This window comes from Halomonas pelophila, assembly GCF_040196315.1.
In the GTDB taxonomy this organism is placed as follows: Bacteria; Pseudomonadota; Gammaproteobacteria; order Pseudomonadales; family Halomonadaceae; genus Halomonas; species Halomonas pelophila.
Genome location: NZ_JBEGCI010000001.1, coordinates 119,055 through 141,999, shown reverse-complemented (window position 1 = coordinate 141,999; position 22,945 = coordinate 119,055). Strand labels below are relative to the sequence as shown.

Genomic DNA, 22,945 nt, shown 5'->3' with positions numbered 1-22,945 from the left:
GGCACAATGCGGCAACTGACAACAACACAAAAGCTGTGGGGATCGCTCGGACTCATCTGGCTGGCCATGCTGCTGATGGTCGGCTGGAGCGCCTGGGAGACCCGCCAGACCATGCTCGAGGAGCGACGCGCGGCGCTCGAGGTCTACATCGACCTGGCGATGTCGACCCTCGAAGGCCAGGCCGAGCGGGTCGCCGCCGGCGAGATCGACCGCGAGGCGGCGCAGACGCAGGCCGCGTCGATGATCAAGGCCATGCGCTACGACGAGGGGCGCGGCTACTTCTATATCTTCAACAACGACTTCGCCCTGCTCAGCCACCCCCGCCTGCCGGTGGGCACCGAGGTGGGCGACTTCCAGAACGTCGAGGACCGCTACCTGTTCCGCGAGTTCGCCGAGGACGTCGCCCAGGACGACGGCTACGTCGACTACCTCTGGCCCCATGAGGAAGGAGGCGAGTCCGTACCGAAGTCCTCCTACCACGAGCGCTTCGCCCCCTGGGGCTGGATCGTCGGCACCGGCGTCTACATCGACGACATCAATGCCGCCTTCATCGCCTCGCTGACCCGCACCCTGCTGGCCCTGCTGGTCATCGGCGTGCCGGTGAGCCTGCTGATGGTGATGGTGATCCGCGGCGTGACGCGCGCCCTGGGCGGCGACCCGCGCTATGCCGCCGAGGCGGTGGGCACCATCGCCGACGGCGACCTCACTCGGGAGGTGCGGCTGCACGACGGCGACACCGGCAGCCTGCTCTTCGACATCGAGCGCATGCGCCGTGCCCTGGCCACCACCATCGGCGAGATTCATCGCGACAGCGACGACGTGAACAGCGAGGTGGTAGCGCTCGGCGCCGGCAACGACGAGCTGGCCACACGCACCGAGCAGCAGGCCGCGGCCCTGGCCGAGACCGCCTCCAGCATGGAGGAGCTGACCACCACGGTGCAGCACAACGCCGAGCACACCGAGCGGGCCAGTACCCTGGCCGGCGATACCTCCGCGAACGCCGCCCGCGGCCGCGCAGCGATGGAAGACGTGGTGGGCGCGATCACCGAGATCAACGACAGCGCCACCCAGATGAACACCATCGTCGACACCATCGACGCCATCGCCTTCCAGACCAATATCCTGGCGCTCAACGCCTCGGTGGAGGCGGCACGCGCCGGCGAGCACGGCCGCGGCTTCGCCGTGGTCGCCGAGGAAGTGCGCAACCTGGCCAGCCGTTCGGCCACGGCGACCCGAGAGATCAAGACGCTGATCGAGCGCTCCGACGCCAAGGTCGTCGAGGGCACGCGGCGGGTCAAGGAGACCGACGAGCTGATCGCCGGCATGGCCCGGGACATCGGCCAGCTCAGCGGCCTGATGAACGAGATCTCTACCGCCACCCGGGAACAGAGTCAGGGCATCGAGCAGGTCGGCGTGGCCGTTACCCAGATGGATCGCATGACCCAGCAGAACGCCGGCCTGGTGGAGGGCAGCACCGACACCGCCCGACGCCTGACGGCCAAGGCGCAGCACCTGCGCGAGCGGGTGGCGCATTTCCGCGTCGACCTCGCCGGCGGCGAGGAGGCCACGCCAAGCGCCCTGCCCGCCGAGCGAACGCGCGAGACCCGCGAGCCGGCCGAGGCCTGACCCGCCCTTCGATCACCGGGGCGGCCAGGGTCGCCCGACAACAGGAGAACCGTGTGAAGCTTCTCGACAACATGACCGTCAGGGTCAGCTGGAGCCTGGTGCTCGCGCTCTTCGCCGCCCTGATCCTGGTCCTGAGCAGTCTCGGGCTCTATACCGTGCGCTACAGCGAGGACTCGCTGCAGACTCTCAACGAGGTCAACGTCGACCAGGCCTCCACGCTGAACCGGGCCAATGCGCAGATGCTGTTCGCGCAGATGGAGCTGCGCAACCTCCAGGCGCGCCTGTCACAGGCCGTCTGGCCTGACGAGCGAGAGACGGTGAAGGCCGAGGCCGAGGCGCTGAGCGAGGACCTCGACGCGGTCGAGGCGAGCTTCCAGCAGTTCCTGGCCCTGCCGCGCCAGGCGGAACAGCAGCCGAGGATCGCTGCCGTCGAGGAGAGCTTCACGGCGCTGATGAACGAGGGGCTGCGGCCCCAGCAGCAGGCGCTGACCGAGGGCAGCGCCGAGGCCTTCTCCAACCTGCACGGCGAGGTGGAGACGCTCACCCAGCGTTTCTACGGCGACGCGGTGGCCTTCTTCCGCGATGCCGAGCAGAGCGGTGCCTCGCGCTACGCCGACTTCTTCGACCAGGCCGGCCTCCTGCAGCTGCTGATCATCGCCGCCCTGATCATCGCCGCCCTGACCATCGTCGGCGTGCTGTGGGGCGTGACCGTCAACGTCACCCGCCCGCTGGGGCAGCTGGTCGGCTACTTCGAACGCATGGAGCAGGGCGATCTCGCCCAGACGATTCCGCGCCTGGGCAACAACGAGATCGGCCGGCTCTACGCCTCGCTTGCGCAGATGCAGTACGGCCTCGCCGACACGGTGGGCAAGGTGCGCACCAGCGGCGAGACCATCTACCGGGGCTCCCAGAGCATCGCCAGCGGCAACAACGACCTCTCCTCGCGTACCGAGCAGCAGGCCGCCTCCCTGGAGGAGACCGCCTCCAGCATGGAGGAGCTCTCCTCCACCGTGGGGCAGAACGCCGAGAACGCCCAGCAGGCCAGCCAGCTGGCCGCCGAGGCTACCCGCACCGCGAGACAGGGCGGCGAGGTGGTCAGCGAGGTGGTCGAGACCATGCATCGGATCAGCACGGGCTCCCACCAGGTGGCGGAGATCATCGGCACCATCGACGCCATCGCCTTCCAGACCAACATCCTGGCGCTCAACGCCTCGGTGGAGGCGGCGCGGGCCGGCGAGCACGGCCGCGGCTTCGCCGTGGTGGCCCAGGAGGTGCGCAGCCTGGCCAGTCGCAGCGCCGATGCCTCCAGCGAGATCCGCGGCCTGATCAAGGCCTCGGTGCAGCAGGTCGATGCCGGCACCGCCAGCGTCGACCAGGCCGGCCAGACCATGCAGGAGGTCGTCCAGGCGGTGCAGCGGGTCAGCGACATCATGGACGAGATCGCCGCCGCCTCCAGCGAGCAGAGCAACGGCATCTCCCAGGTCAACGAGGCTGTCACCCAGATGGATCAGGTCACCCAGCAGAATGCCGAGCTCGTGCAGCAGGCGGCCAGCGCCGCCAACCAGCTGGAAGCCGAGGCCAGCCGGCTCAAGGTCGCCGTCACGCGCTTTCGGATCGGCCAGCAGGCCGCCCACATCGAGAACGATGATTCGCGAGACGACGACGCGACCAGCGACCTGGCGCGCTGGATGCCGTCGCTGATGCAGGCTCAACGGCCGGAGCGCCCCGCGACGAAACAGGACCATGACGGGCGGAAAGCGCGCGACGACGAGTGGGAGTCGTTCTAGGCGGTCCGACGTCTCGAGCGGCCCGACGCCTCAAGCCATCCGACACCTCGCGCCAGACGAGGCCGCCCGATGCCGCGGCGGCACGCGATAACAATCTACAGGCCTAGCCAATTACCTCAGCAGGGGATATCGCATGCGAAACAACCAGCCCGTCACCCAGCGGGAACGCCCGCTCGACGATGAGCACTTCCTGATCTCGCGCACGGACCTCAAGGGCCGTATCACCTATGCCAATCCGGCCTTCATCGAGGTCAGCGGCTTCAGTCAGGAGGAGCTGATCGGCGCACCCCACAACCTGGTGCGCCACCCGGACATGCCGGAGGCAGCCTACCAGAACCTCTGGGAGACGCTGACGGCCGGCGAGCATTGGAAGGGTCTGGTCAAGAACCGGCACAAGTGCGGCGACCACTACTGGGTGGAGGCGAGCGTCTCGCCGGTGGTCGAGAACGGCAAGGTCGTCGGCTACGCCTCGGTGCGGGTCAAGCCCACGACCGAGGCCATCGAGAAGGCCGAAAAGGCCTACGCCCTCATCCGCGAGGGCAAGGGTCGCCGCTACGTCCTGGATCGCGGCCAGCTGCGTCGCCGCGGCCTGACCGGCCGCCTGGCGCGTCTCAACCTGCGCAGCCTGCGGGCCCGCGTCGTGACCATGGTGGTCATCGCCGGCCTGCTGCTCTCGGCCAGCGGCGCCATGGGGCTCTTCGGGCTGCAGGTCTCCGGCGAGCGCCTGCAGACCCTGGATCGCGACGGCCTGCAGGACGTGGCACGCCTGCAGCAGATCGACCAGCTCGCGACCCGCGCCCACCAGACGCTCTCCCGCGGCAAGCGCTTCGAGCTGATCGAGAACAAGGAGCAGCACGCCGCGACACTGCAGGAGACTCAGGCGTCGCTGGCGACGCTGTGGCGCAACTACCGGGCCCGCGAGGTCAACCAGGGCGGCGCTGCCGACGCCTTCAACGAGGACCTGACACGCTACCTCGAGGAGGGGCTGGGGCGCGCCATCGCGCTTTTCCAGACTGAAGAGAAGTTCGAGATGTTCACCAGCCTGCCGCCACACATCGAGGAGATGCAGGCGATGGGCGAGGCCCTCTCCGGCGAGGTCAACGCGCTGATCGAGAGCAAGCAGACCGATGCGGCCCTGCTGGCCAACGAGGCCCGGGAGGGGCAGCGCCAGATGCTGATCGCCCAGGCCGGCATGCTGGCCATCGGCCTGCTGGCGCTGATCGTGATCGGCGCGCTGACCTTGCGCGCCATGCTGCGCCCGCTGCGCGACGCCCAGGCCTTCACCCTGCAGATCGCCTCCGGCAACCTCGCCGCCGACGTGCCGCCGCGTCGCCGCGACGAGCTGGGCCGCCTGATGGAGGCGCTGGATATCATGCGCAAGAGCCTCGGCAGCATCGTCGGCGACGTCAACGGCGGCATTCGCGTGGTGACGCCAGCCGCGCGGGACATCGCCTCGGGCAACGAGGATCTCTCTGCGCGCACCGAACAACAGGCCGCCTCGCTGCAGCAGACCGCCTCGAGCATGGAGGAGATGACCACCACCGTGCAGCACAACTCGGACAACGCCCGCCAGGCCAGCGGCCTGGCCTCCGAGAACGCCGAGCGCACCCAGGAGACCGGCGAACTGATGCACCAGGTCGTGGAGACCATGGGCCAGATCACCGCCGGCTCGCGCAAGATGACCGAGATCATCAACGTCATCGACTCCATCGCCTTCCAGACCAACATCCTGGCGCTGAACGCCTCGGTGGAGGCGGCCAGGGCCGGCGAGCAGGGACGCGGCTTCGCGGTGGTGGCCGGCGAGGTGCGCAAGCTGGCCGGCCGCAGCGCCGACGCCGCCAGCGAGATCCGCGAGCTGATCGATGGCTCGGCGCGCCAGATCGACGACGGCGCCGAGCTGGTGCGCCGGGCGGAGACCTCCCTCAATGCCGTCCTGGAAGCCTCCACCCGGGTCAACGACATCATGGGCGAGATCACGGCCGCCTCCGAGGAGCAGAGCAACGGGATCGGCCAGATCAACCAGGCGGTGGTGGAGATGGATCAGGTGACCCAGCAGAACGCCGCGCGGGTCCAGGCCTCGGCGCGGGCCGCCAGCGAGCTCGAACAGCAGGCCGACCTGCTGGGCAACGCCATCTCCGCCTTCCGCCTGCGCGGCGCGGGCATGGAACGAGCGCCCTCCCTGGCAGAGCGCCGCGAGCGCGCCGTGGCCTCCGCCGCCACGCCCCCATCGTCACCAGCCTCTGGCCATGAGGCGGAGCCGGCCACACACCGGCGTCCGTCCCGCCAGCCCGAGACCGTCGAGGAGTGGGAGGAATTTTGAACGAGACCCGCAGCGTCGACATGCCGGCGGAGGAGAGCGGCTGGGGAGGTGGCCGGCTCGAGCGTGATCTCGAGCTGACCGATGCCGATTTCGCCAGGATCCGCCAGCTGATCTATCAGCGGGCGGGCATCGTGCTCGCCGAGCACAAGCGCGAGATGGTCTACAGCCGCCTGGCGAAGCGGATGCGCCACCACGGCCTGACCCGCTTCGCCGACTACCTGGCGCGCCTGGAGCGACAGCCCGAGGCCCGCGAGTGGGAGGCCTTCACCAACGCCCTGACCACCAACCTCACGGCGTTCTTCCGCGAGGCGCACCACTTCCCGCTGCTCGCCGATCACGCCTGCTCGCGCCCGGGCAAGGTGCGCGTCTGGTGCGCCGCCTCCTCGACCGGCGAGGAGCCCTACTCGATCGCCATGACCCTGACGGAGGCTTTGGGCTCACGGGCCAGTCAGGCCGAGGTCGTGGCGACCGATATCGATACCGATGCCCTGGCCAGGGCACGGGCCGGCATCTATCCCCTGGAGCAGGTGTGCAAGCTCGAGGAGTCGAGGATCAAGCGCTTCTTCCAGCGCGGCAAGGGCGCCCACAAGGGCTTCGCGCGGATCCGTCCGGAGGTGGCGGACATGATCGACTTCCAGTCGCTCAACCTGCTCGCGCCCCAGTGGCCGGTGAGCGGCCCCTTCGATGCGATCTTCTGTCGCAACACCATGATCTACTTCGATAAGGCGACGCAGACCCGGATCCTCGAGCGCTTCGCTCCGCTGCTCAAGCCCGACGGCCTGCTGTTCGCCGGCCACTCGGAGAGCTTTTCCTACATCACCGACGCCTTTCGGCTGCGCGGCCAGACCGTCTACGTCCGCTCATCCACGCGCTGACCGCTAAAGTCTCGCCGCCGTTGGCCGATAGACGTTGCATGGTCGTCCCGTGCGGCCGCCCCGCGGGCCGCCAAGACAACAGGAGACAACCCCTTGAGCGCCAACCCCATCAAGGTGCTGTGTGTCGATGATTCGGCGCTGATACGCGACCTGCTGACGGATATCATCAACCAGCAGCCGGACATGGAGGTCGTGGCCGTGGCCCCGGACCCCCTGGTGGCGCGCGACCTGATCAAGCGCCACAACCCCGACGTGCTGACGCTGGACGTGGAGATGCCGCGCATGGACGGCCTCGATTTCCTCGAGCGCCTGATGCGCCTGCGCCCCATGCCGGTGCTGATGGTCTCCTCGCTGACCCAGTCGGGCTCCGAGGTGACGCTGCGCGCCCTGGAACTCGGCGCCGTGGATTTCGTGGCCAAGCCGTCGCTCGGCATCCGCCACGGCATGCTTGAGTACGCCACGGAGATCGCCGAGAAGCTCCGCGCCGCGGCGCGCTCGCGCCCCCGCCAGGCGCGCCGTCCGAACGCGCCCGGCCCCCAGCCGCTCAAGGCGCCCATCGTCTCCAGCGAGAAGCTGATCATCATCGGCGCCTCCACCGGGGGCACCGAGGCGATTCGCCAGGTGCTCGAGCCGCTGCCGGCCAACAGCCCGGCGATCCTGATCACCCAGCACATGCCGGGAGGCTTCACCCGCTCGTTCGCCGAGCGCCTCGACCGCCTGTGTCAGATCAGCGTCAAGGAGGCGGCCGACGGCGAGCGCATCCTGCCCGGCCACGCCTACATCGCCCCCGGCGATGCCCATCTCAAGCTCGCGCGCAGCGGCGCCAACTACGTCGCCCGTCTCGACGACGGTCCGCCGGTCAACCGGCACCGCCCCTCGGTGGACGTACTGTTCCACTCCGCCGCCGGCCAGGCGGGCCGCAACGCCATCGGCGTGCTGCTCACCGGCATGGGCAAGGACGGCGCCGCCGGCCTGCTGGAGATGCGCCAGGCCGGCGCGGCCACCCTCGCCCAGGACGAGGCCAGCTGCGTGGTCTACGGCATGCCCCGCGAGGCCGTCGCCCTGGGCGCGGCGGCCGAGGTGCTGCCGCTGGAAGAGATCGCGCCTCGCCTGCTCTCCCTGTCGGCGGCCTCGGGGCGCGCCCAGCGGGTCTAGACGACAGCACGCACATCGTCATCGGGCACGATGCCCGGTGCCAACACAGAAGGAAACGCCGGCATGACACGTCTGTTGCGCAACATCAGCATTCACGCGGCCATGGTGGCCGTCCTGGTCTGCTTCGTGGCGTTCATCGCCGCGGTGGCCATCATGGGTCAGTTGGCCAGCCGCTCGGCCAACGACACCCTGGAGACCCTCGATCAGATCAACGTGGCCCAGCTCAACGAGATCGGCCGGGCCGACGCCCTGCTGAGCGGTGCCCTGGTCGACCTGGAGGCGGCGTCGAGCCTCTTCACGCTGGGCCAGCCGGACAAGGCCCGCCAGCGCCGGGCCTCGGCAGGCGATCAGCTCGAACGCGCCGAGGCGCGCTTCGAGGCCTTCGCCAGCGTGCCGCGCACTGCCCAGGGCAGCGAGCTCGGCGGCCGAGTCGAGTCGACCTTCGGCGCGCTGCTGACGCTGGCCCGCCGACAGTATGAGGCCCTCGGTGAGTGGGACACGCCCGGGTTCAACGCGCTGCGTGAACGGATGGTGGAACCGGCAGCGGCCCAGGACGACACCCTGACCGAGTTCGTGCGCTATGCCGACGAGCGCGGCGACACGATGCTGGCCGAATACCACGACACCGAGACCCTGCTCCAGCGCATCGAGCTGGCCCTCCTGGCCCTCGTGGCGCTGCTGGTCGGCATGATCTATGTGGGCCTGCGCAAGATCATCATCATCCCCCTGCAGGTCGCCGTGGAGACCCTGGAGACCATCGCCCGGGCCGATCTGTCGCGCCCGATCCGGGTGCTGAGCCGCAACGAGATCGGCAAGCTCTTCACCGCCATGCGCGACATGCAGCAGAGCCTGACGCGCATCGTCAGCGACGTGCGCGACGGCACGGACTCCATCCACGTCGGCAGCCGCGAGATCGCCGGCGGCAATGCCGATCTCTCCTCGCGCACCGAGCAGCAGGCCGCCTCCCTGGAGGAGACCGCCTCGAGCATGGAGGAGCTCACCGCCACCGTGCGCCAGAACGCCGACAACGCCCGCCAGGCCAACGGCCTCGCCCAGGAGGCCACCCAGACCGCCGAGCGGGGCGGCGAGGTGGTCGAGCAGGTGGTGAAGACCATGCACGGCATCGCCGGCAGCTCCCAGAAGGTCGCCGACATCACCGGGGTGATCGACTCCATCGCCTTCCAGACCAACATCCTGGCGCTCAACGCCTCGGTGGAGGCGGCCCGGGCCGGCGAGCACGGCCGCGGCTTCGCGGTGGTGGCCGAGGAAGTGCGCAACCTGGCCAGCCGCAGCGCCGACGCCGCCAAGGAGATCAAGGGCCTGATCGATGGCTCGGTGACCCAGGTGCAGGAGGGCTCGGCGCTGGTCGAGCAGGCCGGGACGACCATGCAGGACGTGGTCAACTCGGTGCGCCGGGTGACCGACATCATGGACGAGATCTCGGCGGCCTCCCAGGAGCAGAGCGACGGCATCGAGCAGGTCAGCCAGGCCGTGGGTCAGATGGACCAGGTGACCCAGCAGAACGCCTCGCTGGTGCAGGAGGCCTCGGCGGCCGCCGCCTCGCTGGAGGAGCAGGCCGATCGCCTCGAGCAGGCGGTGGCGGTCTTCAAGCTGACGGAGGGCGAACGAGCCGCTGCGCCGGCCGGGCCCGCCCCGCGTGCCGAGGCACCCGCCGCCGCTCCCCGGCAGAGCACCCCCGCCCCTCGGCGGCCGCCTGGCGGGCGGGCCGTTGAGGAAGAGTGGGAAGCATTCTGATTCGTCTGATTGAAAAGCGGCCGGCACCGACGTGTCGGCCCCGCATATGCCATGACTGAAAGAGGACATCCGATGGCAGACAAGAACATGAGCATCCTGGTGGTGGATGATTTCCCGACCATGCGCCGCATCGTGCGCAGCCTGCTGAAGGAGCTCGGCTTCACCAACGTGGAGGAGGCCGAGGACGGCCAGGACGCCCTGAACAAGCTCAAGGCGGGCGGCTTCGAGTTCGTGGTCTCGGACTGGAACATGCCCAACCTCGACGGCCTGGAGATGCTCAAGCAGATCCGTGCCGACGACGGCCTCAAGGACCTGCCGGTGCTGATGGTCACCGCAGAGGCCAAGAAGGAGAACATCATCGCGGCGGCCCAGGCGGGCGCCAACGGCTATGTCGTCAAGCCCTTCACCTCGGCCACCCTGGAAGAAAAACTCAACAAGATCTTCGAAAAACTGGGCATGTAAGGCGGCCGGCAGGTCCGGCACCAAGGAGCGAGGATGATGAGCAACGAGATGCCGTCGCAGGACCCTCCGCAGGAGTCCAGCGACGAGCTGGTACAGCGGATCGGGCAGCTGACGCGCATGCTGCGCGAGAGCATGCGCGAGCTGGGACTCGACAAGGAGATCGAACGGGCCGCCGAGGCGATCCCCGATGCCCGTGATCGCCTCAGCTACGTGGCGACCATGACCGAGCAGGCCGCCGAGCGGGCGCTCAACGCCATCGACCGGGCCCAGCCGCTGCAGGACGACCTCAGCGAACGGGCCGAGGCGCTGGACGCGCGCTGGGCAGAGTGGTTTGCCGAGCCCAAGGCGCTCGACGAGGCCCGCGAGCTGGTGCAGGACACCCGGCAGTACCTGGGCGACGTGCCCCAGCGCACCCGGGCGACCCAGCAGGAGCTGCTCGAGATCATGATGGCCCAGGACTTCCAGGACCTGACCGGCCAGGTGATCAAGAAGATGATGGACGTGATCCGCGAGATCGAGCATCAGCTGGTGCAGGTACTGATCGACGCCGTGCCCCAGGGCAAGGCCCGCGAGGATCTCCAGAAGCGCGCCACGCACCAGTGGCAGAGCGACGAGCGGCGGCGCGATGAGGGACTGTTGAACGGCCCCCAGATCAAGCCCGAGTCGGAAGGCATCGTCACCGGCCAGGATCAGGTCGACGACCTGCTGGACGAGCTCGGCTTCTAACACCCCCACCACCCCTGCTCCCGATGAGGCCGAGAGTCGCGGATAAGACCGCGATTAGCGGCCCTTTTTGACGCATCACCCCTTCCCCCTCAGCGACACAATGGCCAGGGTCCGAACGACTGCCCGGTGAATGGCCATGGCCGACCAAGACAGCGACCAGGAAAAGACCGAGGAGGCCACCCCACGACGACTGGAGAAGTCGCGCGAGGAGGGCCAGGTCGCCCGCTCCCGGGAGCTGGCCACCTTCATGCTGCTGCTGGCCGGCGTGACCGGGCTCTGGTCGATGGGCGGCCTGCTCTACGACCAGCTGGGTGTGGTCATGGAGCAGGCCTTCCTGTTCGAGCGGCGCCAGGCGCTGGAAACCACACCGATGCTCACCAATGCGCTGAACCTCGGCGAGCGCACGCTCTACGCCCTGATGCCGCTGTTCCTGCTGCTGACGGTGGTGGCCCTGGTCGCCCCGGCGCTGCTCGGCGGCTGGCTGATCTCGGCCAAGTCGCTCAAGCCGCAGCTATCGAAGCTCAATCCCGCCAAGGGCCTGAAGCGCCTGTTCGGCGTCCAGGCACTGGTGGAGCTGGCCAAGGCGATCGCCAAGTCGCTGCTGGTGGGCAGCGTGGCCGTGACGTTTCTCTACCTGAACCGCGGCGACTTCATGGCGCTGATGGACCAGCCGATCCAGCAGGCGCTGGCCAAGGCGATGGGGATGGCCGCCGAGGCCTGCGGCCTGATGGTGCTGACCCTGCTGGTGGTGATCCTGATCGACGTGCCCTACCAGCTGTGGAGCCATGCCAAGAAGCTGCGAATGAGCAAGGACGAGGTGAAGCGCGAGCACAAGGAGTCCGAGGGCGACCCCCAGGTGAAGGGGCGCATCCGCCAGCAGCAGCAGGCGATGGCCCGCGGCCGGATGATGAGCAAGGTGCCGGAGGCCGACGTGATCATCACCAACCCCTCGCACTACGCCGTGGCGCTGCAGTATCAGGAGACCGGCATGTCGGCGCCCCGGGTCGTCGCCAAGGGCGCCGACGAGGTGGCCGCCCGCATCCGCGAGCTCGGCGAGGAGCACGGGGTGCCCCGGCTGGAGGCGCCCCCTCTGGCCAGGGCCCTGTATCACCACGTGGATCTCGACGACGAGATCCCGGCGGACCTGTTCACCGCCGTGGCCGAGGTCCTGGCCTGGGCCTTCGGCCTGAAACGCGCAGCCACGGAGGGCGGCGAGGCGCCCCCCTCCCCCGAGAATCTTCCGGTGCCGGCCTCTCTCGAGGTCCCGGCACGCGACGCCGACACTGACGAGGCACGTCCATGAAGGCCTTGATGAACCAATACCTGGGCCAGCGCGACTGGATGGCCCACGTGCCCATGAAGCTGCTGGCGGGCCCGCTGCTGATCCTCATGATCCTCTCCATGATGATCCTGCCGCTGCCGCCCTTCATCCTGGACCTGCTGTTCACGTTCAACATCGCCCTGGCGATCATGGTGCTGCTGGTGAGCATGTTCACCCAGAAGCCCCTGGACTTCGCCGCCTTCCCGGCCGTGCTGCTGTTCACCACCCTGCTGAGGCTGTCGCTGAACGTCGCCTCGACCCGCATTATCCTGATGGAGGGCCACCAGGGCGGCGACTCGGCGGGCAAGGTGATCGAGGCCTTCGGCGAGTTCCTGGTCGGCGGCAACTTCGCCGTGGGCCTGGTGGTGTTCCTGATCCTCGTGATCATCAACTTCATGGTCATCACCAAGGGCGCCGGGCGCATCGCCGAGGTCGGCGCCCGCTTCATGCTCGACGCCATGCCGGGCAAGCAGATGGCCATCGATGCCGACCTCAACGCCGGACTGATCGGCGAGGACGAGGCGCGCCAGCGACGCAGCGACGTCTCCCAGGAAGCCGACTTCTACGGCTCCATGGACGGCGCCAGCAAGTTCGTGCGCGGCGACGCCATGGCCGGCCTGGTGATCATGGTGGTCAACGTGATCGGCGGCCTGCTGATCGGCATGCTCCAGCACGACATGGGCTTCGGAAGCGCCGCGCGCACCTATACCCTGATGACCATCGGCGACGGCCTGGTCGCCCAGATTCCCGCCCTGGTGATCTCCACCGCCGCCGGCGTCACCGTCTCCCGCGTCACCACCGACCAGGACGTCGGGCAGCAGATGATCAGCCAGCTGTTCGTCAATCCGCAGGTGTTGATCCTGGCGGCCGCGGTGATGGGCCTGCTGGGGCTGGTGCCGGGCATGCCCAACCTGGTGTTCCTGATCTTCACGGCGCTGCTGGGCGGGCTGGCCTGGTGGCTGATGCGCCAGAAGGAGCGCCGCCTGGTCGAGCAGGAGATCGCCACCGAGGCGCCCCCCGCGCCCGAGGCCCCCGAGGCCAGCTGGGAGGACGTGCAGCTGGTCGACACCCTGGGCCTCGAGGTCGGCCACCGGCTGATCCCCCTGGTGGATGCCCGCCAGCAGGGCGAGCTGCTCGGCCGCATCAAGAGCGTGCGCAAGAAGTTTGCCCAGGAGGTCGGCTTCCTGCCCCCGGTGGTCCACATCCGCGACAACCTGGAGCTCGGCGCCAACGCCTACCTGCTGACCCTGAAGGGCGCCGAGATCGGCCGCGCCGAGGCCTTCCCCGGCCAGTGGCTGGCCATCGACCCGGGCCAGGTGACCGGCGAGCTCAAGGGTGTGACGACCCAGGACCCCGCCTTCGGCCTGCCGGCCGTCTGGGTCGACACCAGCCAGCGCGAGCACGCCCAGGTCTACGGCTACACCGTGGTGGACGCCAGCACCGTGGTGGCCACCCACCTCAACCACCTGCTCCACCGGCACGCGGCCGAGATGCTCGGCCGCGCCGAGGTGCAGAAGCTGCTCGACAAGTTGAAGGAGGAACAGCCGGGGCTGGTGGAGGATGTGGTGCCCAAGGCCATCTCCCTCACGGTGCTGCAGCGCCTGCTGCAGAACCTGCTCGAGGAAGAGGTCTCGATCCGCGACATGCGCACCATCCTCGACGCCCTGGCCGAGCACGCCCCGCAGCAGCAGGATCCCCACGAGCTCACCGCGCTGGTGCGCGTCGCCCTGGGTCGCGGCATCACCCAGCAGTGGTTCGCCGGCCGTGACGAGCTCAAGGTCATCGGCCTGGACAGCCAGCTCGAGCAGATCCTGACCCAGGCGATGAACGGCAACGGCGCCCTGGAGCCTGGCCTGGCCGAGACCCTGATGACCCAGACCGAACAGGCCCTGGAGCGCCACGAGGCCAGCGGCGAGCCGCCGGTGCTGGTGGTACAGCACAACCTGCGGGCGATGCTGGCGCGCTTCCTGCGCCGCCGCCTGCGCCACCTGGTGGTGATGTCCCAGGCTGAGATTCCCGACGACCGCACCCTGCGCGTCACCACCCTGGTAGGAGGTCGCTGATAGATGAGCGTCATTCGCTTCGTGGGCCAGACCAGCCGAGAGGCCATGCGCCAGGTGCGCGAGTCGCTCGGCGACGACGCGCTGATCCTGGCCAATCGGCACACCGAGCAGGGCGTCGAGATCCTGGCCATGGCCGACGATGCCGTGGAGGGCATGACCGCCTCGCCGGCGCCGCACGCGCCAACACCTGCCCTGGCGAGCGCCTCGGCTCCCGAGCCCTCGTCCTCCCCTGCGCCGGCACCCCCTGACGCGTCACCGGCCGCCTCGCCCGCCCTGCCGGCCGGCGAGGCGGCGGTCGACGGCCAGGCCCTGCACACCATGAGCGAGCAGCTGCTGCGCGAGATGCAGGACATGCGCACCCTGCTGGCCCGGGAGAAAACGCGTCACGCGCCGTCCCGTGACGGCCGCACGCGCTTGAAGCGCCTGTTGCGGGAAGCCGGCTTCGGCGAGGCCCTGGCCGATGACCTGCTCGCCGCCCTGCCGGCCGAGCTCGACGATGCCGAGGGTAGCGCCCAGGACGACGAGCGCCCGCTGGCCTGGCTGCAGCGCCGGCTGGCGTCGCGACTCGCGGTCCTCGAGGAGGAGGATGCCTTCTTCGCGCCGCCCGGGATCCTCTCGCTGGTCGGCCCCACCGGGGTGGGCAAGACCACCACCACGGCCAAGCTGGCGGCGCGCTTCGTGCAGCGCCACGGCGCCGACCAAGTCGCCCTGATCACCACCGACAGCTTCCGCATCGGCGCCCACGAACAGCTGCGCATCTATGCCGAGATCCTCGGCATCCCGATGCACGCCCTGGCCCCGGACCACTCGATCGACAGCCTGGCCCCGCTGCTCCGGGGGCGGCGCTGGGTGATCATCGACACCGTGGGGATGAGCCAGCGCGATCGGCGCATCATCGAGCAGATCGCCCAGCTGCAGGGCGGGCGCGTCCGGGTGCGGATGGTGCTGCTGCTCAATGCGGCCAGCCAGCCGGAGACCCTGGAGGAGGTGGCGACTCGCTACCGCCAGGCCGCCCACGCCGCCGGGGCGACGCTCGACGACTGCCTGCTGACCAAGCAGGACGAGGCCGGCCGCCTGGCGCCCGCCCTCGAGACGATCCTGCGCCATGGCCTGCGTCTGGCCTTCGTCTCCCACGGCCAGCGCGTCCCCGAGGATCTCTCGCTGGCCGATCCCCGGGCGCTGGCCATCCAGGCGCTCGCCACCCGCGCGCCCCTGGCGCTCGACGAGGCGCCGGCGGCCCCGCCGCCCCGGGCGATGACCGGTGACCTGCTGGGACAGGGGCGGCGGCTCTCTTCCGCCCTGAGCGGGCTGCGTCGTGGGCTGGCCGGGTTCACCGACCTTGAGGCGGCCTGGGACCTCACCGCACTGCCCGAGGAGCTGCAGGCGCCGCGCCTGGACGCCCTGCTCGAACGAGCCGTCGAGCGACAGGCGCGGGTGGCCACGGTCTGGGCCCCGCGGCGCCCGGTGAGCGGCCGCGACTGGGCGATGCCCGACCTGGGCCTGGATGCCCAGGGCCACTGGCTGGCGCTGCCGGACCTGCAGCACCGGCAGGGCGCCGGCCAGCTCAATCGGCTGGCCCGGGCCGAGGCGACGCAGGGCGTCCGGGTGCACCTGCTGCCCGGCCTGCCGGATGCGGAGACCTGGCAATGGCTCACCGAGGGCGAGGCCATCTGGTCGAGTCAGGTCCGCGCCGGCCAGCGGGTGCGCCACGGCAGCGAGCGACACGCGCTCTCCGAGCTCGCCGCGCTGGCGAGCCCCGTCACCCAGATCGACGCCCGCCTGGCCGGCCGACCCTGTCGCGTCGTGCTGTCGCGCCTTGGCGTCACGGCCGCGCCGAACCGCGCCAGAGACGCCGGCGAGGAGACCACGCTGGCGGCCTGGTTCGCCGAGCTGCGCGACCCGGAGAGCGGCAAGCCACAGGGGCGGCGCTACTGGCTGACGACCTGTGATCACCCCGAGGATGCCGTGCCGCTGCTGCTGAGCCACCTCCAGGCGGAGGGCATCACCCGGCAGACCAAGCGCACCGAGGAGCGCCTGGCGGCGCTGCTGCCCGCCCAGGCGCGCCCCGAGCTGCGCCTGCTGCTGGCCGCCGGCCTCGCCGCCCAGGCGAGCCACCTCGACCACGCCGACGACGAGGCCGGCCGGGACCTGCGCGCGGAGTTGCTGGGCCTGGTGGGCGGCCGCCGCCGGCGCCGCGACGCCGCCCTGCTCGAGGCGCTGCTGAGCCTGTTCAGCGCCCGGGACGCCATGCGCCAGCTCGGCGCGGCCAGCCGGGAGGAACTCGCGTGAGCGCCGTCGACCAGGCCGCGGGCCTGCGCCAGTGGGCCGGCACGCAGTGCACCCCCGAGGCGCCTCGCGCGCATGCCGCCCCCTCCCGTGGCACCCCCGCCGGGGCGCCGCCGAGAACCCTGGTGGTGGTCGGCCTGCCGGGCGCCTCCCCCGACCAGGCGCGCCGGGTCGTGACGCTGCTCGAGCACTGGGCGGCCCGGGGGCAGCGCTGGGTGAGCGACCCCGCCCGGTGGCGGGTGGTGCCCCTGGCGGTCACCAGCCCGCATCTGCCGGCGCTGCTGGATCAGCAGTCGCGCTGGGCGCTGTGGGTGGGCAGCGACCCGGACGCCTTTCGCCGGGCCTTCGCGGTGCTCAGGCGGCTCCACGAGCGACAGGGGCCGCGTCGGCTGCTCGCCGTGCACGCCCCCGAGCTGCCCCGCCAGGGGCTCTTGAACAACCTGCGCCAGGCGGCCTGGGGCTGCCTGGGCATCGACCTGCTGGTGATGGCGGCATGAAGGCCTTCACGCGTCGCACTCCGTGTCCCGCCTGGAGACACTGGCCGGCCGTGGCGCTGCTGCTGGCGCTCGCCGCCGGCGAGCTTCAGGCCGCCGGCAGCTGGGTCGCCGAGGCCCCCGCGCTGCGCGTCAGCGTGGCCGGGCGCGACACGGCGTCCGCCGCCCTGCAACCGGGCGGCAAGCAGGCAAACGGCGAGGCCATCACCAGCATCACCTGGCGCTACCGGCTGCCGCCGGGCCGCGCCCTGAACGCCCGGCTCTGCCATCCGTCCGGCTGCGTGGCGTTGCCCGCCCAGCGCGGCACCACCCGCGCGCTGGCTGGGCAGGTGGCCGAGGCGCCGCTGACGTTTCGCTTCTCGCTGCCCCGGGGAGAGCGTCCGGTCAGGGTCGGCGGGCTGCAGGTGATCGTGAACCATCGGTAAAACCGAATCCGGCAACGCCACCCCGGAGCGCGGGTGGCTGCGAACCAGCTGTGAGGCACGAGGATGTATACCGCACAAGGGAAGATCGATCAGGGCGCGCTGCTGACGGAGTACCTGCCGATGGTGCGCCGCCAGGCACTCGCCCTGCAGGTTCGGCTGCCCGCCAGCATCGAGCTGGACGACCTGATCCAGGCCGGCACCGTGGGGCTGCTCGAGGCCATGGGCCGCTTCAATGCGGGACAGGGCGCCAGCTTCGCGACCTTCGCCAACCAGCGGATCCGCGGCGCCATGCTCGACGAGCTGCGCAGCCGGGACTGGCTGCCGCGCAGCGTGAGGCGCAGCGCCCGCGCCGTGGACGCGGCCGTGCGTCGGCTGGAGCAGGAGCTGGGGCGCGCGCCCGAGGAGACGGAGATCGCGACGGCCCTCGAGATGCCCCTGGCCGACTACCGGCGCCTGCTCAACGACACCAACAGCGGCCAGCTGCTGCCCTTCGAGGAGCTGATGGCCGAGGGCGGCGAGTCGCGGCTCGAGAGCCGCGCCCTGGAAAGCCCCTTCGCGCAGCTGCTGGACGGGGAGAGGTGCCAGCAGCTGGTCGAGGCCATCGAGGCGCTGCCCGAGCGCGAGAAGCTGCTCATGGCCCTCTACTACCAGGAAGAGCTCAACCTGAAAGAAATCGGCGCGGTGCTCGGCGTATCGGAATCCCGGGTCTGCCAGCTGCACAGCCAGGCGGTCAGCCGCCTGCGCGGGCGCCTCGCCGAGACCGGCTGACGCCGCCCTTCAGTGAAAGACAGGGGGCGAGAGCCAGGGCAAGGCGAGACAAGAGCGAGACGAGACAGCAAGCGGGTAACGACAACGAGAGCCGAAAAAGAGCGTCGGGGCGCTAGAGGCGCCCCATCAGCGCCGCGGTCTTCTCCAGGGCATCGAGGTAGCAGGCCTGCAGCCGTTCGGCGGGGTGCTCGGGGGGATGTTCCCGGGGCTTTCGCTCATGCTGCTCATGCTCCTCGCAGAGCGCCAGGATGGCGCCGAGGGGCCCCTCGTGGCGCTCGAGGGCGCGCTGGATGACCCCGGAGAGCGGCACCTGGGCCAGCAGCGTCGCCTGATCCTCCTCGAGCAGGGCCCCCATCATCGAGAACAGGCCCGTGGTGAAGGCGTCCTCGGGATCGATGTTGCGGAAGGGCTCGGCCAGGTTCTGGCACATGTAGCCGCGGATCAGCGCCAGGCGCACCGTGATCCGCGATGACGGCAGGTTGCTGGCCAGCGACATCGTCATCACCAGCCGGCGCAGCTCGTTGAGTCCGATTACCTGCATCGCCCGCCTGAGGTCCGACGATGGCTGACGCTGGCCGAAATGGCTCGAGTTGGCGCGATGCAGGATGGCGACGTGCAGATGGGGCATCTGCAGCAGCAGGTCGTGGAGGCGCAGCAGGTCGGCGTCCTCGCGATAGAGCTCGTTGATCAGCCGCATCTGGGCGGCACGGTTGCCGTGGCGGCCCCGCGGCCGGGAGGCCTGGTAGTGCGGCCGGGACAGATAGCGCCCATTGATGAAGTCGCAGCCGAGCTCGCGGCACTGCTCGAGGCGCTCGTGGTCCTGGATGTGCTCCGCGAGCAGCCGGTGGCCGCGCGCCTTGAGGGCGTGCAGGCGCTCGAGATCGAGCGGGCCGGCGGCATCGATCTCGACGATGTCGGCCACGGCCAGCAGTTCGGCCTCCATGGGATGGTCCAGAGGGTCGGGCACGGCGATGCGGTAGTGCCGCTCGGCGATCCGCTCGAGGCGATCGATCACCGCCGGAGTGATCGCAAGCCGTGCCGGCACACCGATGATCACCTGTTCGGGCGGCGTGGGCAGCAGCTCCGGGCGCATCAGCCACTCGCCGGGCAGCTCGATGAGCAGCGCCCGGGAACCCGGTCGCTGATGCTCGTCCAGCTCGTAGAGCACGGCGCTCAGCGCCTTCGCCAGGTGGCCGACCGGGTCCTCGTCATCGTCATCATCGTGCTGGTAGACGAGACGATCGGCGACGTGCCGATAGTCGGCATCGTGGATCGGATGCAGTGCGATGGTGAAGCGCTCCGTCACGCCCTGAGCTGTCATGCGGTATCACTCCCTGCGACTGATGCCTGTCATACGTATGGTGGAGAACGATAGTCAGCAGATTTTATGATGCCAAGGGTATCACCCTGCCCGAGGAGTGTCCGCGCCCGGATGCGGCAAGATTAAAGTATCCTGCGCGGCGTCCGATAAACCCTCTATTTCCCCCACCACCTACGGTCCGGAGCCGTGAATGAACCCTTCGACACTGATCGGCATACTGGCCAGCTGCGTGCTCCTCGCCAGCGTCCTGTTCTTCACCGCCGAGTCCCCGCAGAGCTTCATCAACCTGCCGGGACTCGCCATCGTCGTGGCCGGCACCCTGGCGGCCACCTTCATCAGCTACCCCCTCAAGGAGGTGCTGCGGGTCGTGCGCCTGGTCGCCATCGTCTTCCGGCGCGAGAACACCTATATCCGCGACGACATCACGGAGCTGGTCGACCTCTCCCGGCTGTGGCTCAAGGGGGACGTGCGCTCGGTGGAGAACGCCCTGGAGCACACCCGCAACCCCTTCCTGCGCACCGGCATCCAGCTGGTGATCGCCAACACCAAGGAGGAGGAGATCTTCGACCTGCTGCGCTGGCGGATCTCCCGACTCAAGGCCCGCGAGCATGCCGAGGCCCAGATCTTTCGCACCATGGCCACCTACGCGCCGGCCTTCGGCATGATCGGCACCCTGGTGGGGCTGGTGAACATGCTGGAGGTCATGGAGGCGGGAGACCTGCACGTGATCGGCCCGCGCATGGCGGTGGCGCTGCTCACCACCTTCTACGGCATCTTGCTGGCCAACCTGGTGTTCAAGCCGATCGCCGTGAAGCTCGAACGGCGCACCGAGGAGCGACTGATCGCCATGAACATGGTGCTCGAGGGCATCTCGCTGATCACCAAGCGGCGCCTGCCCTCCTTCATCGAGGAGACCCTCAACTCCTTCGTCGCCAACTACCACGACGAGATCCGCGACCCTCAGTCTCCCGCCGAGCGGCGCGACAGCGGTGAGCCGGATCAGGACGAGAAGGGCCAGCATGCGTAACCGGGACATCAGCGAGGCGCTCGCTCCCTCCGGCCAGGATGAGGGCGACGGAGATGGCTGGCTGACCAGCTATCTGGACGTGCTGACCCTGCTGATCACCCTCTTCGTGCTACTGCTCTCGATGGCGGGCAACGGCCAGGCCGAAAGCGGCAGCCAATACGCGGGCCAGGCGGTGTCGCCCGCGGCGTACTCGGCGTCCCTCGCGGTCGCCGGTGGCGTGGCGCCCCAGGCTGCCGGCCTGAAGCCCCGCCACGACGGCCTGCAGCCGCGCTTCAAGGGCCTCGAGATGGAGGGCGTCAGCGTCGCTGAGGGCGAGGGCGGAATCACGCTGCGCATCGACAACAACCTGCTGTTCGCCAGCGGCCAGGCGCGGCTGACCGCTCGGGGAGAACGCGTGCTGCAAGGCCTGGTGGAGACGCTCCAGTCGTTCGACGGGCGCATCTCCGTCGAGGGCCACACCGACAACGTGCCTATCGCCACGCGCCGCTTCCCCTCCAACTGGGAGCTCTCCACCGGCCGCGCGATCTCGGTGCTTCGCCACCTCGTCAAGAGCGGCCTGTCCGAGTCGCGCCTGCGGGCCATCGGCTACGCCGATACCCTACCCCTGGAGAGCAACGACAGCCGCGAGGGACGCGCCGCCAACCGCCGGGTCGAGCTGCTGCTCACCCGCGATGCCTGACGACTCGGGCATCGACCAGGCACCAGACACCAAGGACGACACATGAGTCACTGCGCAAGAGTCGAGGGGCACTGCGGCCGCTGCGAGGGGGAGCTCCCCTTCGACTTCACCATGGCGTTCCAGCCGATCGTCGATATCCGTGAGGCGCGCGTTACCACCTATGAGGCGCTGGTGCGCGGCCCCGGGGGAGAGTCGGCCTGGAGCGTACTCTCCCAGGTGAGCGACGATCTGCTCTACCGCTTCGACCAGGCCTGCCGCGTGCGCGCCATCGAGCTTGCCAGCCGACTCGGCCTGCGCCAGAAGCTGTCGATCAACTTCCTGCCCAATGCGGTCTACGAGCCCGAGGCGTGCATCCAGGCCACCCTCGAGGTGTGCCGGCGCGTGGGGTGGCCCACCGAGCGGCTGGTCTTCGAGTTCACCGAGACGGAACGCGTCAGCGACCGGCGTCACCTGCATCGGATCATCGAGAGCTACCGTTCCATGGGCTTCACCACGGCGCTGGACGACTTCGGCAACGGCTATGCCAACCTGGACCTGCTCACCGACCTCAAACCCGACCGCCTGAAGATCGACCGCGAGCTGCTGATGGGCTGCGACCGGGACACGCGACGACAGGCGCTGATCCGCGCGATGAAGGGGCTGGGCGACGCCCTGGGCCTCTTGCTGATCGCCGAGGGGGTCGAGACGCGTGCCGAGGCCCTCTGGCTGGCGCGCCTCGGCATCACCCGCCAGCAGGGCTATTACTTCGCGCGGCCCGCCGTCGAGTCGCTGGGCGAGGACCTCGGGCCCATGCTGATCGCGCTGCGCGAGGAGAGCGAGGGCGTCCGCCATCGCCGCGCCGCGCCATCTGCGCGGCGTTGATCGTCTTGACCAAGGCTCCGCGTGCAGAGCGACGGCCCGGGCCGGTGATCAGGGAAAGCGGCACCCGACGTCGCGCCCCGTGATCACTTAGCGATCGAACACCACCGTGCGACCGGCGTGCAGGAAGACCCGCCGTTCCACGTGCAGCGCGACGGCCCGGGACAGCGTCAGACATTCGACGTCGCGCCCCTTGGCGACCAGGTCTTCCGGGTAGTCGGTGTGGCTCACCGGCGCCACGCCCTGGGTGATGATCGGCCCCTCGTCCAGGTCGTCGTTGATGTAGTGAGCCGTGGCGCCGACCAGCTTGACGCCCTTCTCGTAGGCCTGATGGTAGGGCCGCGCCCCCTTGAAGCCCGGCAGCAGGGAGTGGTGGATATTGATCGCGCGGCCGCTGAGCTTCTCGCACAGGTCGCTCGAGAGCACCTGCATGTAGCGGGCGAGGATCACCAGCTCGGCGCCGGTCTGCTCGACCACCGCCCAGACCCGCGCCTCCTGCTGCGCCTTGGTCTCGGCCGTGATGGGGAAGTGGTGGTAGGGAATGCCGTGCCACTCCGCCAGGGTCGCCAGGTCGGGGTGGTTGGAGACGATGGCGCGGATGTCGATGGGCAGCTGGCCGACACGGTAGCGGTAGAGCAGGTCGTTGAGGCAGTGATCGGCCTTGGAGACCATGATCACCACCGGCATCCGCGTATCCGGGGCGGTCAGCTCGAAGCTCATCTCGAACTCGGCGGCGCGCGCCTCGAAGCCGGCCTGGAAGGCCTCGGCATCGAAGCCTTCGGCCTCGGGCCGGAACTCCGTGCGGATGAAGAAGCCCCCGCTCTGCCGATCGTCGAAGGTGTGCTGCTCGGTGATATAGCAGCGACTCTCCTTGAGGAAGCGGGTGACCACGTCCACGGACCCCAGGCGGCTGGGGCACTGGGCCGTGAGGATCCAGGTATCGGCGCTCTTATCGACACTACGATTCATGGCGCTCATGGGATATCTCCTGACGAAG

Annotated in this window: 19 protein-coding genes; 17 read left to right on the top strand and 2 right to left on the bottom strand. The window is 69.6% G+C overall.

Annotated elements, in window-relative coordinates; genetic code table 11:
* The first annotated feature begins 6 nt into the window (after nucleotides 1-6).
* From ABE957_RS00645 to ABE957_RS00580, 14 genes are all read left to right on the top strand, one after another.
* Complete coding sequence (locus ABE957_RS00645) at nucleotides 7-1,626, top strand: methyl-accepting chemotaxis protein (RefSeq protein ID WP_349756706.1); 1,620 nt, start codon at nucleotides 7-9, stop codon at nucleotides 1,624-1,626.
* Between the two features lie 53 nt (nucleotides 1,627-1,679).
* On the top strand, nucleotides 1,680-3,413 hold the full coding sequence (locus ABE957_RS00640) for a methyl-accepting chemotaxis protein (RefSeq protein ID WP_349756705.1): 1,734 nt from the start codon (nucleotides 1,680-1,682) through the stop codon (nucleotides 3,411-3,413).
* Nucleotides 3,414-3,546: 133 nt separating this feature from the next.
* On the top strand, nucleotides 3,547-5,733 hold the full coding sequence (locus tag ABE957_RS00635) for a methyl-accepting chemotaxis protein (RefSeq protein WP_349756704.1): 2,187 nt from the start codon (nucleotides 3,547-3,549) through the stop codon (nucleotides 5,731-5,733).
* A 20-nt stretch (nucleotides 5,734-5,753) separates the two neighbouring features.
* Nucleotides 5,754-6,608, top strand: coding sequence for a CheR family methyltransferase (locus ABE957_RS00630; RefSeq protein ID WP_349756939.1), 855 nt, complete (start codon nucleotides 5,754-5,756; stop codon nucleotides 6,606-6,608).
* 93 nt (nucleotides 6,609-6,701) lie between these two features.
* Nucleotides 6,702-7,763, top strand: coding sequence for a protein-glutamate methylesterase/protein-glutamine glutaminase (locus tag ABE957_RS00625; protein WP_349756703.1), 1,062 nt, complete (start codon nucleotides 6,702-6,704; stop codon nucleotides 7,761-7,763).
* A gap of 63 nt (nucleotides 7,764-7,826) precedes the next feature.
* Nucleotides 7,827-9,518, top strand: a complete 1,692-nt coding sequence (locus ABE957_RS00620) for a methyl-accepting chemotaxis protein (protein WP_349756702.1) — start codon at nucleotides 7,827-7,829, stop codon at nucleotides 9,516-9,518.
* 72 nt (nucleotides 9,519-9,590) lie between these two features.
* A complete protein-coding gene (gene cheY / locus ABE957_RS00615; protein WP_349756701.1) occupies nucleotides 9,591-9,980 on the top strand; it encodes a chemotaxis response regulator CheY in 390 nt (129 codons plus the stop codon).
* A 36-nt stretch (nucleotides 9,981-10,016) separates the two neighbouring features.
* Entirely contained in the window at nucleotides 10,017-10,706 is a 690-nt protein-coding gene (gene cheZ, locus ABE957_RS00610; RefSeq protein ID WP_432765379.1) for a protein phosphatase CheZ, read from the top strand.
* Between the two features lie 136 nt (nucleotides 10,707-10,842).
* Nucleotides 10,843-12,009: a flagellar biosynthesis protein FlhB gene (gene flhB / locus ABE957_RS00605; protein ID WP_349756699.1), complete on the top strand. Its 1,167-nt coding sequence runs from the start codon at nucleotides 10,843-10,845 to the stop codon at nucleotides 12,007-12,009.
* On the top strand, nucleotides 12,006-14,090 hold the full coding sequence (gene flhA, locus ABE957_RS00600) for a flagellar biosynthesis protein FlhA (protein WP_349756698.1): 2,085 nt from the start codon (nucleotides 12,006-12,008) through the stop codon (nucleotides 14,088-14,090). Before flhB ends, flhA begins: the two co-directional genes overlap by 4 nt.
* Before the next feature lie 3 nt (nucleotides 14,091-14,093).
* Entirely contained in the window at nucleotides 14,094-16,379 is a 2,286-nt protein-coding gene (gene flhF, locus ABE957_RS00595) for a flagellar biosynthesis GTPase FlhF (protein WP_349756697.1), read from the top strand.
* Nucleotides 16,376-16,873 carry a hypothetical protein gene (locus ABE957_RS00590; protein WP_349756696.1) on the top strand — a complete coding sequence of 166 codons (498 nt, stop codon included), beginning with the start codon at nucleotides 16,376-16,378 and terminating at the stop codon, nucleotides 16,871-16,873. Before flhF ends, ABE957_RS00590 begins: the two co-directional genes overlap by 4 nt.
* Entirely contained in the window at nucleotides 16,870-17,295 is a 426-nt protein-coding gene (locus ABE957_RS00585; RefSeq protein WP_349756695.1) for a flagellar protein FlhE, read from the top strand. Before ABE957_RS00590 ends, ABE957_RS00585 begins: the two co-directional genes overlap by 4 nt.
* Nucleotides 17,296-17,358: 63 nt before the next feature.
* Complete coding sequence (locus tag ABE957_RS00580; RefSeq protein ID WP_349756694.1) at nucleotides 17,359-18,063, top strand: RNA polymerase sigma factor FliA; 705 nt, start codon at nucleotides 17,359-17,361, stop codon at nucleotides 18,061-18,063.
* Nucleotides 18,064-18,175: 112 nt separating this feature from the next.
* Here the strand turns inward: ABE957_RS00580 and ABE957_RS00575 are convergent, their stop codons facing one another.
* Nucleotides 18,176-19,384 carry an EAL and HDOD domain-containing protein gene (locus tag ABE957_RS00575; protein WP_349756693.1) on the bottom strand — a complete coding sequence of 403 codons (1,209 nt, stop codon included), beginning with the start codon at nucleotides 19,382-19,384 and terminating at the stop codon, nucleotides 18,176-18,178.
* Nucleotides 19,385-19,574: 190 nt separating this feature from the next.
* On the opposite strand from ABE957_RS00575, the gene ABE957_RS00570 reads away from it, so the two are divergent.
* Genes ABE957_RS00570 through ABE957_RS00560 form a run of 3 tightly spaced genes read left to right on the top strand, consistent with a single transcriptional unit; the run spans nucleotide 19,575 to nucleotide 21,951 of the window.
* A complete protein-coding gene (locus ABE957_RS00570; protein WP_349756692.1) occupies nucleotides 19,575-20,411 on the top strand; it encodes a motility protein A in 837 nt (278 codons plus the stop codon).
* A complete protein-coding gene (locus tag ABE957_RS00565) occupies nucleotides 20,404-21,090 on the top strand; it encodes an OmpA/MotB family protein (RefSeq protein WP_349756691.1) in 687 nt (228 codons plus the stop codon). The genes ABE957_RS00570 and ABE957_RS00565 overlap by 8 nt, the downstream gene beginning before the upstream one ends.
* Nucleotides 21,091-21,132: 42 nt before the next feature.
* Nucleotides 21,133-21,951 carry an EAL domain-containing protein gene (locus ABE957_RS00560; RefSeq protein ID WP_349756690.1) on the top strand — a complete coding sequence of 273 codons (819 nt, stop codon included), beginning with the start codon at nucleotides 21,133-21,135 and terminating at the stop codon, nucleotides 21,949-21,951.
* A gap of 87 nt (nucleotides 21,952-22,038) precedes the next feature.
* Here the strand turns inward: ABE957_RS00560 and purU are convergent, their stop codons facing one another.
* Complete coding sequence (gene purU, locus ABE957_RS00555) at nucleotides 22,039-22,917, bottom strand: formyltetrahydrofolate deformylase (protein ID WP_349756938.1); 879 nt, start codon at nucleotides 22,915-22,917, stop codon at nucleotides 22,039-22,041.
* Between the last annotated feature and the right edge of the window lie 28 nt (nucleotides 22,918-22,945).